Below are 13,723 nucleotides of genomic sequence, written 5' to 3'. Positions count from 1 at the left end.
GGGCTTCGCCGTACCAGGAGCGCAACGCCATGATGCTGCACATCCCCGAAGTGCTTACTCAGGATCAGGTCCTCGACTGCCGCCGCCTGCTGCAGCAGGCGCCCTGGGCGGACGGCAAGAGCACCGCCGGCTTCCAGTCGGCGATGGCCAAGGACAACCTGCAACTGCCGGAAGACTGCGCCGAGGCGCGGCAGATCGGCGCGCTGATCCTCCAGGCGCTGGAGCGCAACCCGCTGTTCATCGCCGCGGCGCTGCCGGACAGGATCTTCCCGCCGCTGTTCAACTGCTACCAGGGCGGCCAGTCGTTCGGCCTGCACGTGGACAACTCGGTGCGCCTCGACCGCGCCAGCGGCGCGCGGGTGCGCACCGACCTGTCGGCCACCCTGTTCTTCACCGGCCCCGACGAGTACGACGGCGGCGAGCTGGTGGTGGAGGACACCTACGGCGCGCACAGCGTCAAGCTGCCGGCCGGCGACCTGATCCTCTATCCCTCCACCAGCCTGCACCGGGTCAGCGCGGTCACCCGCGGGGCGCGGGTCTGCTCGTTCTTCTGGATCCAGAGCATGGTGCGCGACGACGGCCAGCGCAGCCTGCTGTTCGACCTGGATACCGGCATCCAGCGCATCAACCAGGAGCTCGGTGCCGACCACGGCGCCAGCGTGCAGCTCACCGGCGTTTACCACAACCTGCTGCGCCGCTGGGCGCTGTGACGGCCTGCCTTCCCGCCCGTGTCGCGGGTGGGTAAAGGTTGGGTAAAGCCAATTTGTTGCAAATTATTCTCGAATAGAATCGTTTCGCACTGCCGCATCCGCTGGCGGTGCGATGCGGCCTGTCGCCGCGTCCGAGTCCAACTTCGCCGCAGCCGCGGCATAGCGATCAGGTGATCCCAGGTGGTCAAGAAAATCCTCTTCCAGCTGCACTGGCTGCTGGGCATCAGCGCCGGGCTGGTGCTGGCGCTGATGGGCGTGACCGGCGCCAGCCTGTCCTACCAGGACGAGCTGCTGCGCCTGCTCAATCCCGGCGTGATGAGCGTCGAGCCGGCCGTCGGCGCGCGACCGCTGAGCCCGGACGAACTGGTCGGGCGAGTCGGCGAACAGTTGCCCAACCGGCAGGTGCTCGGCCTGAGCTTCTCCGCCGACGCCCTGGACGCGGTCAAGGTCAACGTCAGCGGCGGCGGGCCGCGCGGCGAGACGCTGTACGCCGACCCCTACAGTGGCGAGGTGCTCGGCGCCGCGCGCGGCGCCGGCTTGTTCCAGTTCCTGATGCAGCTGCACCGCTGGCTGGCCATCGGCGACGCCGGCAAGCCGATCACTGGTGCGGCGACCCTGGCGCTGGTGTTCCTCTGTCTGTCCGGGCTGTACCTGCGCTGGCCGCGCCAGGCCGGCAACTGGCGCGCCTGGCTGACCCTCGACTGGCGGCGCACGGGGCGCGGTTTCCTCTGGGACCTGCACGCGGTGGCCGGCACCTGGGTGCTGCTCGCCTACCTACTGGCGGCGCTGACCGGGCTCTACTGGTCCTACGAGTGGTACCGCGACGGCGTGCATGCCCTGGCCGGCGAGTCGGCCCCGCAGCACGGCGGGCCGGGCAAGCGTCGCGGACCGCCGCCGCAGTCCGAAGCGCCGCCTGCGCCAGTGAGCATCGACCCGCTGTGGAACGCGTTCCGCCACGAGGTGCGCGACGACTACCGCCTGGCCAGCCTGCGCCTGCCCGAGCGCGCCGGCCAGCCGCTGCAGGTGATGTACCTGCCGCAGGCCGCCGAGCACAACCGCGCCTTCAATCGCGTCAGCCTGGACGCCGACGGCAAGCTGCTGCAGCACGAGCGCTACAGCGAGAAGAGCGACGTGCAGCAGTTGCTGGCCAGCGTCTACCCGCTGCACACCGGCGACTACTTCGGCCAGCCCGGGCGCATCCTCATGCTGCTGGCCAGCCTGGGCATGCCGCTGTTCTTCATCACCGGCTGGCAGCTCTACCTCGGCCGCCGCCGTTCGCGGCGCGCCGCCCGCGCCGGGCGCCAGGTGCTGGATGGGGCGAGCGGCAACGGCCGGCCCTGGCTGATCGGCTTCGCCAGCCAGAACGGCTTCGCCGAGCAGCTGGCCTGGCAGACCGCCGGCCAGTTGCAGGCGGCCGGCGCGACGGTACAGGTGCGCTCGCTGGCCCAGCTCGACGAGCAGGTCCTGCGCGGCTTCGTGCGCCGGGTGCTCGCCGGCGAGTTCGACCTGCGCCATCTCGAATACGCCCTGCTCGGCCTCGGCGACCGCCAGTACCAGCGCTTCTGCGGTTTTGGCCGCCAGCTGCACGACTGGCTGCAGGGGCAGGGCGCGCGCAGCCTGTTCGCCCCAGTGGAGGTGGACAACGGTGACTACTCGGCGCTGCAGCGCTGGCATGCGCGGCTCGGCGAGCTGACCGGCAGCACGCCGCCAGAGGCCCCGGCCGAGCCCGGCTTCGCCGAGTGGACGCTGCGCGAGCGCCAGTGGCTCAACCCCGGCAGCGCCGCCGCGCCGGTCTGGCGCCTGGTGTTCCAGGTGCCGGCCGGTCAGCGCTGGCAGGCCGGCGATCTGGTCGAGATTCTGCCGCGGCAGGCCGGCGCCCGGCCGCGCAGCTACTCGATTGCCTCGCTGGCCGAGGACGGTGCACTGGAGCTGCTGGTGCGTCTGCAACTGCATGCCGACGGCACCCCGGGACTGTGTTCCGGCTGGCTGTGCGTGCAGCTGGCCGAGGGCGCCACGGCGCCGCTGCGCCTGCGCCGCAACCCTGGCTTCCGGCTGGCGGAGGACGACCGCCCGCTGCTGCTGATCGGCAACGGCACCGGCCTGGCCAGCCTGCGCAGCCTGCTGCGCGAGCGGACGCGGCGCGGGCAGCAGCGCAACTGGCTGCTGTTCGGCGAGCGCAGCGCGGCGCACGACTTCCTCTGCCGCGACGAGCTGCTGGCCTGGCAGGCCGAGGGCCTCCTGCAGCGCCTCGACCTGGCGTTCTCCCGCGACCAGGCGGAGAGGGTCTACGTGCAGGACCGCCTGCGCGAGGCGGCCGGAGAGCTGCGCGCCTGGCTGGCGGACGGCGCGGCCATCTACGTGTGCGGCAGCCTCAAGGGCATGGGCGAGGGTGTCGATGGCGTGTTGCGCGAGCTGCTCGGCGAGGCTGCGCTGGTCGAGCTGCAGGACAGCGGGCGCTACCGGCGCGATCTGTATTGAGTGTGCCGGATGGTGGACAAGGCTGCGCCGTTGTCCACCCTACAGCAGCCGTAGCGTAGGGTGGGTTAGACCGCAGGTCGTAACCCACCAACCGGCCGGCAGGCCGGCAGTCGCGCTGCCTGGCGGCATCGACGGTGGGTTGCGCCGCGCGCGGTCCACCCTACAACGGCAGCTCCAGCGTGGCCGGCGTCACTGAGCTTGCCTCGACGCGCAGCGCCAGCTCGCCTTCGTGCAGTTTCGCGCTCAGGCGCTGGCCGGGGACAGTGTCGGCGGCGCGGCGCACGGCGCGGCCGCGGTCGTCGAGGAGGATGCTGTAGCCGCGGCCGAGGGTGGCCAGCGGACTGACCACCTGCAGGGTCTGCACCGTGGCCTCCAGCTGCTGGCGGCGTTCGCGCAGGCGGGTGTGCATGGCGCGCGGCAGGCGCTGGCGCAGATGCTCGAGACGCTGGCGCAGCAGGACGAGCAGGCGCTCGGGATGCTGGGCGGTGAGGCGCGCGTCCAGTCGCGCCAGCTGCTCGCTGGCGCTCTGCAGGCGCCGGGCCATGGCGCGCTGCAGGCGCAGCTCCAGGTCGTCGAGACGCTGGGCCTGCTGGCGCAAGCGCTCGCCGGGATGGCGCAGGCGCCGGCGCAGGCCGTCCAGCTGCATCCGCCGGGCTTCTAGCAGGTGCTGCATGCGCAGGGTCAGGCGGCGCTGCAGGCTGTCGAGGCGACGCTGCAGGTCGCTGGAGTCGGGGGCCAGCAGTTCGGCGGCGGCCGAGGGTGTTGGCGCGCGCACGTCGGCAACGAAGTCGGCGATCGACACGTCGGTCTCGTGGCCGACCGCGCTGACGATGGGCGTCTGGCAGGCGGCGATGGCGCGCGCCACCGCCTCCTCGTTGAAGCACCACAGGTCCTCCAGCGAGCCGCCGCCGCGGGCGAGGATCAGCGCGTCGAAGCCTTGGTGGTCGGCCAGCTCGAGGGCGCGGACGATCTGTGGAGTAGCGTCGCGGCCCTGCACGGCGGTGGGCACCAGGGTCAGTTCGACCTGTGGCGCGCGGCGGCGGAACACGCTGATGATGTCGCGGATCACCGCGCCGCTTGGCGAGCTGACGATGCCGATGCGCTGCGGATGGGCGGGCAGGGTGCGCTTGCCCTCGGCGGCGAACAGGCCCTCGGCGGCCAGCTTGTCCTTGAGCGCCTCGAAGGCCAGGCGCAGCGCGCCGTCGCCGGCCGGCTCCACCGTGTCGAGGATCATCTGGTAGTCGCCGCGGCCCTCGAACAGCGAGACCTTGCCGCGCACCTTCACCGCCAGGCCATCGCGCAGCGCCTGGCGCACGCGCGCCGCGCTGGAGCGGAACAGCGCGCAGCGCACCTGGGCGCCGGCGTCCTTGAGGGTGAAGTAGACGTGCCCGGAGGAGGGGCGCGCCAGGTTGGAGATCTCGCCCTCGACCCACACCTGCGGGAACACGTCCTCGAGCAGGTGACGGGCGCGCTGGTTGAGCTGGCTGACGGTCAGCACCTCGCGATCGAGGCCGAGCCGCTGGAACGGGTCTGTAATCATGGCCGGCATGATAAGCCGGGAGCGCGGCGGGTGCGACAGTCGTTCAGTCGTCGGCGAGCAAGCGGTCGAGCAGCCAAGCGGCGACCGGGCCGAGTTCGCGCTGGCGCGACCAGACCGCGTCCACCCGGACGCGCTTGGGCCAGCCGTCGAGCGTCAGCGCCTGCAGGCGCTCATTCCCGTAGTCGGCGACCAGTTGGCGCGGCAGAGCCGCCCAGCCGAAGCCGAGCCTGGCCATTTCCAGCAGCAGCAGGTAGTCGGGCGCCGACCAGCAGCACCCGCCGTCGCCGGGCAGGTCGTCGGCGGGCATTTCGCCGACCGCCACGCTGCTCAGGCGCAGCACGCGCCACTGCGCCAGGTCCTCGGCGGTGACCCGCGCCAGCCCGGCCAGCGGATGGCCGTGGGCGACGAACAGGCCGAACTCGGCGCTGGTCGCCAGGCTGGCGTGGGCGATGTCCGGCGGATAGCCGGTGCGGGCGGCGAGCAGGCCGAGCTGGGCGCGGCCCTGGCTGACCAGGTCGAGCACGTCGGCGTGCTCGGCGATCAGGCACTCGAACTCCAGATCGGGGAAGCGCTGGTCGAGTTCCAGCAGGCGTGCCTCGTACTGGCGGGGCTGGTAGGCGTCGGAGAGGGCCAGCGTCAGGCGCGCCTCCTGGCCCTGCGCCAGGCGGGCGGCATGGCGTGCCAGGCGGTCGCCGGCGGCCAGCACCGCCTCGGCGTGGGCCAGCAGGCTGGCGCCGGCCGCGGTCAGCTCGAGCCGGCGCGGGCCGCGGCGGAACAGCTCGACGCCGAGGTCGATCTCCAGGCGCGCCACCGCCTCGCTGATGGTCGACTGGCTCTTGCCCAGGCGCCGCGCGGCGGCGCTGAGCGAGCCGCAGCTGGCTGCCTGGGCGAAGGCCTGGAGCGATTCGGGGGAGAGGTTCATATCGGTTTCGCCGATGGCAGCTGGTTTGTCGGTGGCTGGATCTCCGATGAGGATAGCGTCCCACGCTGTCGATCACGAGGTCTGCCCCATGAACCCGCCTGGCAATCCGCCGCAACGCTCCTTGGGCGAGCGCATCGGCCATGCGCTCGCCTTCGAGCTCATCGCCCTGGCGATCTGCGCACCGGCCCTGGCCTGGCTGCTGGACCAGCCGCTGCTGCACCTGGGGGCGCTGACCCTGATGTTCTCGACCGTCGCCATGCTCTGGAACATGCTGTTCAATTGGCTGTTCGACCGCGCCCAGCGCCGCCTGGGCTTCCAGCGCAACCTGCAGGCGCGGCTGTGCCATGCCGCGCTGTTCGAGGCGGGGCTGATCGTCGTGCTGGTGCCGCTGGCGGCCTGGTGGCTGGCGGTCGGTCTGCTCGAGGCGCTGCTGCTCGACATCGGCCTGATCCTGTTCTTCCTGCCCTACACCGTGGGCTTCAACTGGAGCTGGGATGTGCTGCGCGAGCGCTGGCTGGCCCGGAGGGGCGCCCCGTGCGCCGAGGGCGTTGCGGAGCGGACTTGATTTGTCCGCTCCAGCGCCTAAGCTGCCCGGCTACTTCGTTTCCGGCCTGCCGTCATGACCGAACACATCATCCTCGTCCCGCAGCTTTCCAGCGTCCCCGCCCACGAGGCGAAGGCGCGCCAGTTGCTGAACTGGCTGGTCAAGCGCGAGATCGTCGAGGCGCTGCCGAGCACCTGCGGCCAGGGCGGCAACGGCATGGCCTACGCCATCGCCCCGGGGGCGCGGCGGGTGGTCGAGCATCCGCAGCTGTTGCCGTTCGGCCAGCCGCACAACGGCCTGGAGATTGTCACCCAGCGCTGCATCTATACGCCGACCCGTGATTTCCGCGAGGAGGCCGGCTGCCCGCAGTGCCGCCAGGAGATCGGCGAGCCGCTGTTCGAGAGTCTGGAGCAGTGGTGGCCGGGGGAGACCGACAACTTCACCTGCCCCGAGTGCGGCTTCGAGGACGACATCAACGGCTTCCTGTTCCTGCAGCCGTGCGGCTTCTCCAATCTGGGCTTCATCTTCAACGGCTGGGCGCAGGCGCAGTTCCGCCCGGACTTCCTCGCCGCCTTCGCCGAGCGGCTGGGCTTTGCGGTGCGTCAGGTGTTTTTCGAGCCCTGAGTCATGCCCTGTAGTAGGCGGCTGTTACCCGCCCGCCGCGCCATGGTCGATACTGCACGGACCTTCACCACCCGCAACAGGGAGAGAACCATGGCTGCGAAGAAGATCCTCATGCTGGTCGGCGACTACGTCGAAGACTACGAAGTGATGGTGCCGTTCCAGGCGCTGAGCATGGTCGGCCACGTGGTGCACGCGGTGTGTCCGGGCAAGAGCGCCGGGCAGAGTGTGCGCACCGCGATCCACGACTTCGAGGGCGACCAGACCTACAGCGAGAAGCCGGGGCACAACTTCGCCCTCAACTTCGACTTCGCTGCGGTGCAGGCAGCCGACTACGACGCCCTGGTGGTGCCGGGCGGCCGCGCGCCGGAGTACCTGCGCCTGAATGCCGAGGTGATCGCCCTGGTGCAGGCCATCGCCCAGGCCGGCAAGCCGATCGCCGCGATCTGCCACGGTGCCCAGCTGCTCGCCGCCGCCGGCGTGCTCAAGGATCGCGAGTGCAGCGCCTACCCGGCCTGCGCCCCGGAGGTTGGCCTGGCCGGCGGCCGCTACGTGGAGATCCCGGTCGACCAGGCCCACACCGACGGCAACCTGGTCAGCGCCCCCGCCTGGCCGGCGCATCCGGCCTGGCTGGCGGCGTTCCTCAAGGTGCTCGGCACCCGCATCGAACTTTGACAGCGTGGGAGCCCCGGGGCGGACGCTCCGCGTCCCTGGCTGCGGGGGAAAGGGCGCAGAGCGCCCCGGTTGGCGTTCCCACGCGGGAGCGTGGGAACGATCTTGCGGAGAGAGCATCCATGTGCGAGCTGTACGTCAAGGCCGATCCAATCCTCTACGAATCACGCTCGCGCTCCCTGCGCATACGCGGGGTGGTCACCACCCTGCGTCTGGAGAACCAGTTCTGGGACATCCTCCGCGAGATCGCCGAGGTCGACGGCATGACCACCAACCAACTGATCGCCAAGCTGTACGAGGAGGTCATGGACTACCGCGGCGAGGTGGTCAACTTCGCTTCCTTCCTGCGCGTCAGCTGCACCCGCTTCCTGGCCCAGCGTCGCGACAAGGTCGCGGAGCTGAGCCTGGTCGGCCGTGCAGTCTCCTGAGCGCCGCGATATCGACCAGCCGCGTTGAGTGCAATCGCTGTGCCGGGTATAATGCCGCGCTTCCATTTTTCCCGTCCGGGAGCCCCCGCCATGCTGCGTATCAGCCAAGAAGCCCTGACCTTCGACGATGTTCTCTTGATCCCCGGTTACTCCGAGGTTCTGCCGAAGGATGTTTCCCTCAAGACCCGTCTGACCCGCGGTATCGAACTGAACATTCCGCTGGTTTCCGCAGCGATGGATACCGTGACCGAGTCCCGCCTGGCCATCGCCATGGCTCAGGAAGGCGGCATCGGCATCATCCACAAGAACATGACCATCGAGCAGCAGGCTGCCGAGGTGCGCAAGGTCAAGCGTCACGAGACCGCCATCGTGCGCGATCCGGAGACCGTGACCCCGGAAACCAAGATCAGCGAGCTGCTGCGCAAGGCCGACGAGCTGGGCTTCTCCGGTTTCCCGGTGGTGTCGGGCAACGAGCTGGTCGGCATCGTCACCGGTCGTGACCTGCGCTTCACCCCGAATACCGGCGACAGCGTGGCGGCGATCATGACGCCCAAGGACCAGCTGGTCACCGTGCAGGAAGGCACCGGCCTCGAAGAGATCAAGGCCAAGCTCTACGAGCACCGCATCGAGAAGATGCTGGTGGTCGACAAGGACTTCCACCTGCGCGGCCTGGTGACCTTCCGCGACATCGAGAAGGCCAAGACCTACCCGCTGGCCTCCAAGGATGACCAGGGTCGCCTGCGCGTCGGCGCCGCCGTCGGCACCGGTGCCGACACCGGCGACCGCATCGCCGCGCTGGCCGCTGCCGGCGTCGACGTGGTGGTGGTGGATACCGCTCACGGCCATTCCAAGGGCGTGATCGACCGCGTGCGCTGGGTCAAGCAGAACTTCCCCGACCTGCAGGTGATCGGCGGCAACATCGCCACCGCCGAGGCCGCCCTGGCGCTGGTCGAAGCCGGCGCCGACGGCGTCAAGGTCGGCATCGGCCCAGGCTCGATCTGCACCACCCGCATCGTCGCCGGTGTCGGCGTGCCGCAGATCAGCGCCATCGCCAACGTCGCCAGCGCCCTGGCCGCGGTCGGCGTGCCGATGATCGCCGACGGCGGCATCCGCTTCTCCGGTGACCTGTCCAAGGCCATCGTCGCCGGCGCCAACGCGGTGATGATGGGCTCGATGTTCGCCGGTACCGAAGAGGCGCCGGGCGAGGTCGAACTGTTCCAGGGCCGTTCCTACAAGGCCTACCGCGGCATGGGCTCGCTGGGCGCCATGGCCCAGGCCCAGGGTTCCTCGGACCGCTACTTCCAGGACTCCTCGGCCGGTGCCGAGAAGCTGGTTCCGGAAGGCATCGAAGGCCGCGTGCCGTACAAGGGTGCCCTGAGCGCGATCATCCACCAGCTGATGGGTGGCCTGCGTTCCTCGATGGGTTACACCGGCTGCGCCAACATCGAAGAGATGCGCACCCGCCCGCAGTTCGTGCGCATCACCGGCGCCGGCATGGCCGAGTCGCACGTGCACGACGTGCAGATCACCAAAGAAGCGCCGAACTACCGCGTCGGCTGAAAAATCGATTTGACGCTGCTGCGCTTGGCCATGCTGCGTTGGAAAGAGGTTCGGAATGCTCATTTGCTCCAGCAAACTCCGCTTCCTCACCTCTTTCCGCCTTGCCTGTCCTGCGCTCGCGACGCGGCAAATCGATTTTTGCCTGATTGAGAAAGACCCGGGGTTGCTGCTGTGAAAGGCGGGCAACCCCGAGTCGTTTGTGAATTCCGCTACGAGAGATGGCCATGGCCCACCACGACATTCACGCCCACCGGGTCCTGATCCTGGACTTCGGTTCCCAGTACACCCAGCTGATCGCCCGCCGCGTGCGCGAGATCGGCGTGTACTGCGAGATCCACCCGTTCGACATGGACGACGCGGCCATCCGCGCCTTCGCCCCGCGCGGCATCATCCTCGCCGGTGGTCCGGAGTCGGTGCACGAAGCCGACAGCCCGCGTGCGCCGCAGGCGGTATTCGAGCTGGGCGTGCCGCTGTTCGGCATCTGCTACGGCATGCAGACCATGGCCGAGCAGCTGGGCGGCAAGGTGCAGGGTTCCGACCTGCGCGAGTTCGGCTACGCCCGCGTCGACCTGGTCGGCAAGAGCCGCCTGCTCGACGGCATCGAAGACCACATGGACGACGACGGCGTGCTGGCGCTGGATGTGTGGATGAGCCACGGCGACAAGGTCACCGACCTGCCGGCCGGCTTCCACATCGTCGCCAGCACCCCGAGCTGCCCGATCGCCGCCATGGCCGACGACAGCCGCGCCTACTACGGCGTGCAGTTCCATCCGGAAGTGACCCACACCCGCCAGGGCGGGCGCATCCTGTCGCGCTTCGTGCTGGATATCTGCGGCTGCGAAGCGCTGTGGACCCCGGCCAACATCGTCGAGGACGCCATCGCCAACGTGCGCGCCCAGGTCGGCGACTCCAAGGTGCTGCTCGGCCTGTCCGGCGGCGTCGATTCCTCGGTGGTGGCCGCGCTGCTGCATCGCGCCATCGGCGACCAGCTGACCTGCGTGTTCGTCGACAACGGCCTGCTGCGCCTGCACGAGGGCGACCAGGTGATGACCATGTTCGCCGAGAACATGGGCGTCAAGGTGATCCGCGCCAACGCCGAAGACAAGTTCCTCGGTCGCCTGGCCGGCATCAGCGATCCGGAAGAGAAGCGCAAGATCATCGGCCGCAGCTTCATCGAGGTGTTCGACGAAGAGGCGACCAAGCTTTCGGGCATCGACTTCCTCGCCCAGGGCACCATCTACCCGGACGTGATCGAGTCGGCCGGCGCCAAGACCGGCAAGGCCAAGGTGATCAAGTCGCACCACAACGTCGGCGGCCTGCCGGAAGACATGCAGTTCAAGCTGGTCGAGCCGCTGCGCGAGCTGTTCAAGGACGAGGTGCGCAAGATCGGCCTCGAACTCGGCCTGCCCTACGACATGGTCTACCGCCACCCGTTCCCGGGTCCGGGCCTGGGCGTGCGCATCCTCGGCGAGGTGAAGAAGGAGTACGCCGACCTGCTGCGCCGCGCCGACCACATCTTCATCGAGGAGCTGCGCAACTTCGACTGGTACCACAAGACCAGCCAGGCCTTCGTGGTGTTCCAGCCGGTGAAGTCGGTCGGCGTGGTCGGTGACGGCCGTCGCTACGCCTGGGTCGTCGCCCTGCGCGCGGTGGAAACCATCGACTTCATGACCGCGCGCTGGGCGCACTTGCCCTACGAGCTGCTGGAGAAGGTCTCCAACCGCATCATCAACGAGATCGAAGGCATCTCGCGCGTCACCTACGACGTGTCGAGCAAGCCGCCGGCGACCATCGAGTGGGAATGATCCCGCGGCTTCGTTGATGCAGTGAACACAAGGGCAGCCTAGGCTGCCCTTGTGCTGTCCGGGTTTTGCAGCCTGCATGCGGCAGGCTGCGCCGTGATGCCGAAGGAGTCGCCCGATGTCGACATGGAATTCCCCCCTGGCGCGGATGAAGGCCATCGCCCTCGGTCTGCTGTTGCTGGCGGCGGCGCTGTACGCGCTGGCCACCCACATGGCGGCGGCGCACCCCGCCTGGGGCTATCTGGCGGCCTTCGCCGAGGCGGCGATGGTCGGCGCGATCGCCGACTGGTTCGCCGTCACCGCATTGTTCCGTCACCCGCTGGGCCTGCCGATTCCGCACACGGCGATCATCCCGCGCAAGCAGGCGCGCCTGGGCCGCAACCTGGCCGACTTCATCTGCACCCATTTCCTCGCCACGCCGCAGGTGATGGCCAAGCTCGAGGCATTCGATGCCGCGGCGCGGCTGGCCGGCTGGCTGCGCCAGCCGAGCAATGCCGAGGCACTCGGTCGCCAGCTGGTCGGCATCGCCCGCTACGGCATCCGGGCCCTGCGCGACGAGCGGGTGCGCCGCTTCATCCAGCGCAGCGCCACCGCCAAGCTGCGCGAGGTGGATCTGGCGGGCCTCGGCGGCCAGCTGCTCGACCTGCTGACCCACGAGCGCCGCCATCAGGCGATGCTCGACGAGGTGCTGGCTCAGCTGGACGCGCTGCTGCAGGACGAGACGGTGCAGCAGCGCATCGCCGCCGGGCTGTCCGCCGAGTTCAGCGCCCTGCGTTTTCGCCTGTTCGGCAAGGACATCGGCCTGGACGAGAAGGCCGGCCAGTGGTCGGCGGACAAGGTGGTGCGCCGGGTGTCGGCGCTGATCGGCGAGATCAGCCGCGACGACCAGCACGAGCTGCGCGGCAAGTTCGATGGCTGTGTGGCGAGTGTCATCGCCAGGCTCAAGGAAGACCCTGCCTTCCGTCTCAAGGGCGAGCAGATCCGCGAGCAGCTGCTCGCCCATCCGGCGGTGGCCGGCTACCTGCGCGGGCTGTGGGACGAGCTGGTGGACTGGCTGCAGGCCGACCTGGCCGACGCCGACTCGACCATCCGCCGCCGGCTGATCAGGCTGAGCCTGCGCCTGGGCGAGGCGCTGGCGGCGGACGAGGCGATGCGTCGCTGGCTCAACGACCAGTTGCTGGAAGTGGCGCCAACCCTGGTCGAGCGCCACCGCGAGGACATCCGCCGCTACATCGCCGAGCGGGTGGCGGCCTGGGACAGCGCCGAGCTGGTCGCCCAGCTGGAGCACAACGTCGGCAAGGATCTGCAGTTCATCCGCATCAACGGCACCCTGGTCGGCGGCATGGTCGGGCTGGTGCTGCATGGGCTGACCCGGCTGTTGGGCTGATCCACCAGGTTCAGCGCCGGCGCAGGCGCTCCACCTCGACGTTCCCCGCCGACCAGTGGCCGCGCACCTGCACGTAGTCGCCGGGGCGCGGACTCTTGTCGATGCGGGTGCCGGCATTGACGCGCAGTGGCAGGCCGTCCAGCGTCCAGTTGGCGCCGAGGGTGCCGTGCAGGCGCAGACGCGCGCCGCTCGGACTGGGCGCCGGCTGGCCCTCGGCATTGCGCGCACCCTGCTCGATCCAGGTGGCGATCAGGGCGATTTCCGCCTCGTCGAGCCAGGGTGGGCCGTCGTAGGGCATGCGCGGGCGCGCCTGGCCGCGGATGCGCCGCAGCAGTTCGCTGGCCTCGGGCGCGCCGGGCACCACCCGCGCGCGCTCGCTGCTGGCCAGCGTCTCGGCATAGGAGGTCAGGCGCAGGCCTTCCGGCGGCGGGCCCATCAGTCCCTGCGCGGCATGGCACTTGGCGCAGCGGCGGGCGAGGATCGGCGCGACCTGGGCATAGGTCACCACTGCTCCGGACGCCGGGGGTGGCGGGCTTGCGGGTGTGCTGCCGGCGCCCGCCGCTTCGCTGCCGGCCGGCAGGCCGTCGGCGATCCAGCGCTCGAACAGGGCGATCTCCGCGTCGCTGAGAAACGGCGGGCCGGTCATCGGCATGCGTGGCTGGCGGCTGCCGGTCAGGCGCTGCAGCAGTTCGCTGTCCTGCGGCTTGCCGGCGAGCACCACCGGACCGCGCTGGCTGCCGGCGAGCAGGCCGGCGATGCTGTCCAGGCGCAGGCCCAGCGGCGCGTTGCTCCCCGAGTGACAGAGTACGCAGCGTGTCTGCAGCAGCGGCGCGAGCTCGGCGTAGGTCACCGGCTGCGCCTGGCTGGCGGTTGCGGCGAGGAGCAGGCCGAGCAGAGGGAGACGGCGGCGCAGGGCGGGCATGGCTGGTGTCACCGGGAGAGCGGGGTGTTGTTGCAAGCCTAGTCCAGCGCCGGGGTGCGGTTGTGTCGCAGCGATGGCTCGCACCTGAGGTGTGGATAATGAGAAACTCTGTCATTCGCGGCTGCCTAGCGGTAGCG

Annotated in this window: 12 protein-coding genes; 9 read left to right on the top strand and 3 right to left on the bottom strand. The window is 69.9% G+C overall.

The genetic code is table 11. From position 1 onward, the window contains the following. Positions 1–29: 29 nt before the first annotated feature. Both BM297_RS12520 and BM297_RS12515 read left to right on the top strand, forming a co-directional pair. Positions 30–710 (top strand): Fe2+-dependent dioxygenase, encoded by a 681-nt coding sequence (locus BM297_RS12520; protein WP_092432005.1) that lies wholly within the window; start codon positions 30–32, stop codon positions 708–710. A 180-nt stretch (positions 711–890) separates the two neighbouring features. Continuing rightward, positions 891–3,188, top strand: coding sequence for a PepSY domain-containing protein (locus BM297_RS12515; protein WP_092432003.1), 2,298 nt, complete (start codon positions 891–893; stop codon positions 3,186–3,188). A 160-nt stretch (positions 3,189–3,348) separates the two neighbouring features. On the opposite strand, the gene xseA is transcribed toward BM297_RS12515, so the two are convergent. Further along, the gene (gene xseA, locus BM297_RS12510; protein WP_092432134.1) at positions 3,349–4,728 is read right to left on the bottom strand and encodes an exodeoxyribonuclease VII large subunit; all 1,380 of its coding nucleotides are present in this window, start codon (positions 4,726–4,728) and stop codon (positions 3,349–3,351) included. Between the two features lie 43 nt (positions 4,729–4,771). Then, a complete protein-coding gene (locus tag BM297_RS12505; RefSeq protein ID WP_175526645.1) occupies positions 4,772–5,650 on the bottom strand; it encodes a LysR family transcriptional regulator in 879 nt (292 codons plus the stop codon). 88 nt (positions 5,651–5,738) lie between these two features. On the opposite strand from BM297_RS12505, the gene BM297_RS12500 reads away from it, so the two are divergent. The 7 genes from BM297_RS12500 (at position 5,739) to BM297_RS12470 (ending at position 12,664) form a co-directional block, all read left to right on the top strand. Further along, the gene (locus tag BM297_RS12500; protein ID WP_092431999.1) at positions 5,739–6,215 is read left to right on the top strand and encodes a multidrug/biocide efflux PACE transporter; all 477 of its coding nucleotides are present in this window, start codon (positions 5,739–5,741) and stop codon (positions 6,213–6,215) included. A gap of 54 nt (positions 6,216–6,269) precedes the next feature. Next, complete coding sequence (locus BM297_RS12495) at positions 6,270–6,818, top strand: sugar ABC transporter ATPase (protein ID WP_092431997.1); 549 nt, start codon at positions 6,270–6,272, stop codon at positions 6,816–6,818. 90 nt (positions 6,819–6,908) lie between these two features. Then, the gene (locus BM297_RS12490) at positions 6,909–7,490 is read left to right on the top strand and encodes a DJ-1/PfpI family protein (protein WP_092431995.1); all 582 of its coding nucleotides are present in this window, start codon (positions 6,909–6,911) and stop codon (positions 7,488–7,490) included. A 119-nt stretch (positions 7,491–7,609) separates the two neighbouring features. Beyond that, positions 7,610–7,915, top strand: coding sequence for a ribbon-helix-helix domain-containing protein (locus tag BM297_RS12485; protein ID WP_092431993.1), 306 nt, complete (start codon positions 7,610–7,612; stop codon positions 7,913–7,915). Positions 7,916–8,005: 90 nt separating this feature from the next. Beyond that, a complete protein-coding gene (gene guaB, locus BM297_RS12480; protein WP_092431991.1) occupies positions 8,006–9,475 on the top strand; it encodes an IMP dehydrogenase in 1,470 nt (489 codons plus the stop codon). Positions 9,476–9,699: 224 nt separating this feature from the next. After that, positions 9,700–11,280: a glutamine-hydrolyzing GMP synthase gene (guaA, locus tag BM297_RS12475; RefSeq protein WP_092431989.1), complete on the top strand. Its 1,581-nt coding sequence runs from the start codon at positions 9,700–9,702 to the stop codon at positions 11,278–11,280. Between the two features lie 115 nt (positions 11,281–11,395). Beyond that, positions 11,396–12,664, top strand: a complete 1,269-nt coding sequence (locus tag BM297_RS12470; RefSeq protein ID WP_092431987.1) for a DUF445 domain-containing protein — start codon at positions 11,396–11,398, stop codon at positions 12,662–12,664. Positions 12,665–12,674: 10 nt separating this feature from the next. On the opposite strand, the gene BM297_RS12465 is transcribed toward BM297_RS12470, so the two are convergent. Then, the gene (locus tag BM297_RS12465) at positions 12,675–13,586 is read right to left on the bottom strand and encodes a c-type cytochrome domain-containing protein (RefSeq protein WP_092431985.1); all 912 of its coding nucleotides are present in this window, start codon (positions 13,584–13,586) and stop codon (positions 12,675–12,677) included. Between the last annotated feature and the right edge of the window lie 137 nt (positions 13,587–13,723).

The sequence above is a fragment of the Geopseudomonas sagittaria genome (assembly GCF_900115715.1).
Classification (GTDB): domain Bacteria; phylum Pseudomonadota; class Gammaproteobacteria; order Pseudomonadales; family Pseudomonadaceae; genus Geopseudomonas; species Geopseudomonas sagittaria.
The sequence above is the reverse complement of the archived record's forward strand: the minus strand, read 5'-3'. Positions and strand labels throughout refer to the sequence as shown.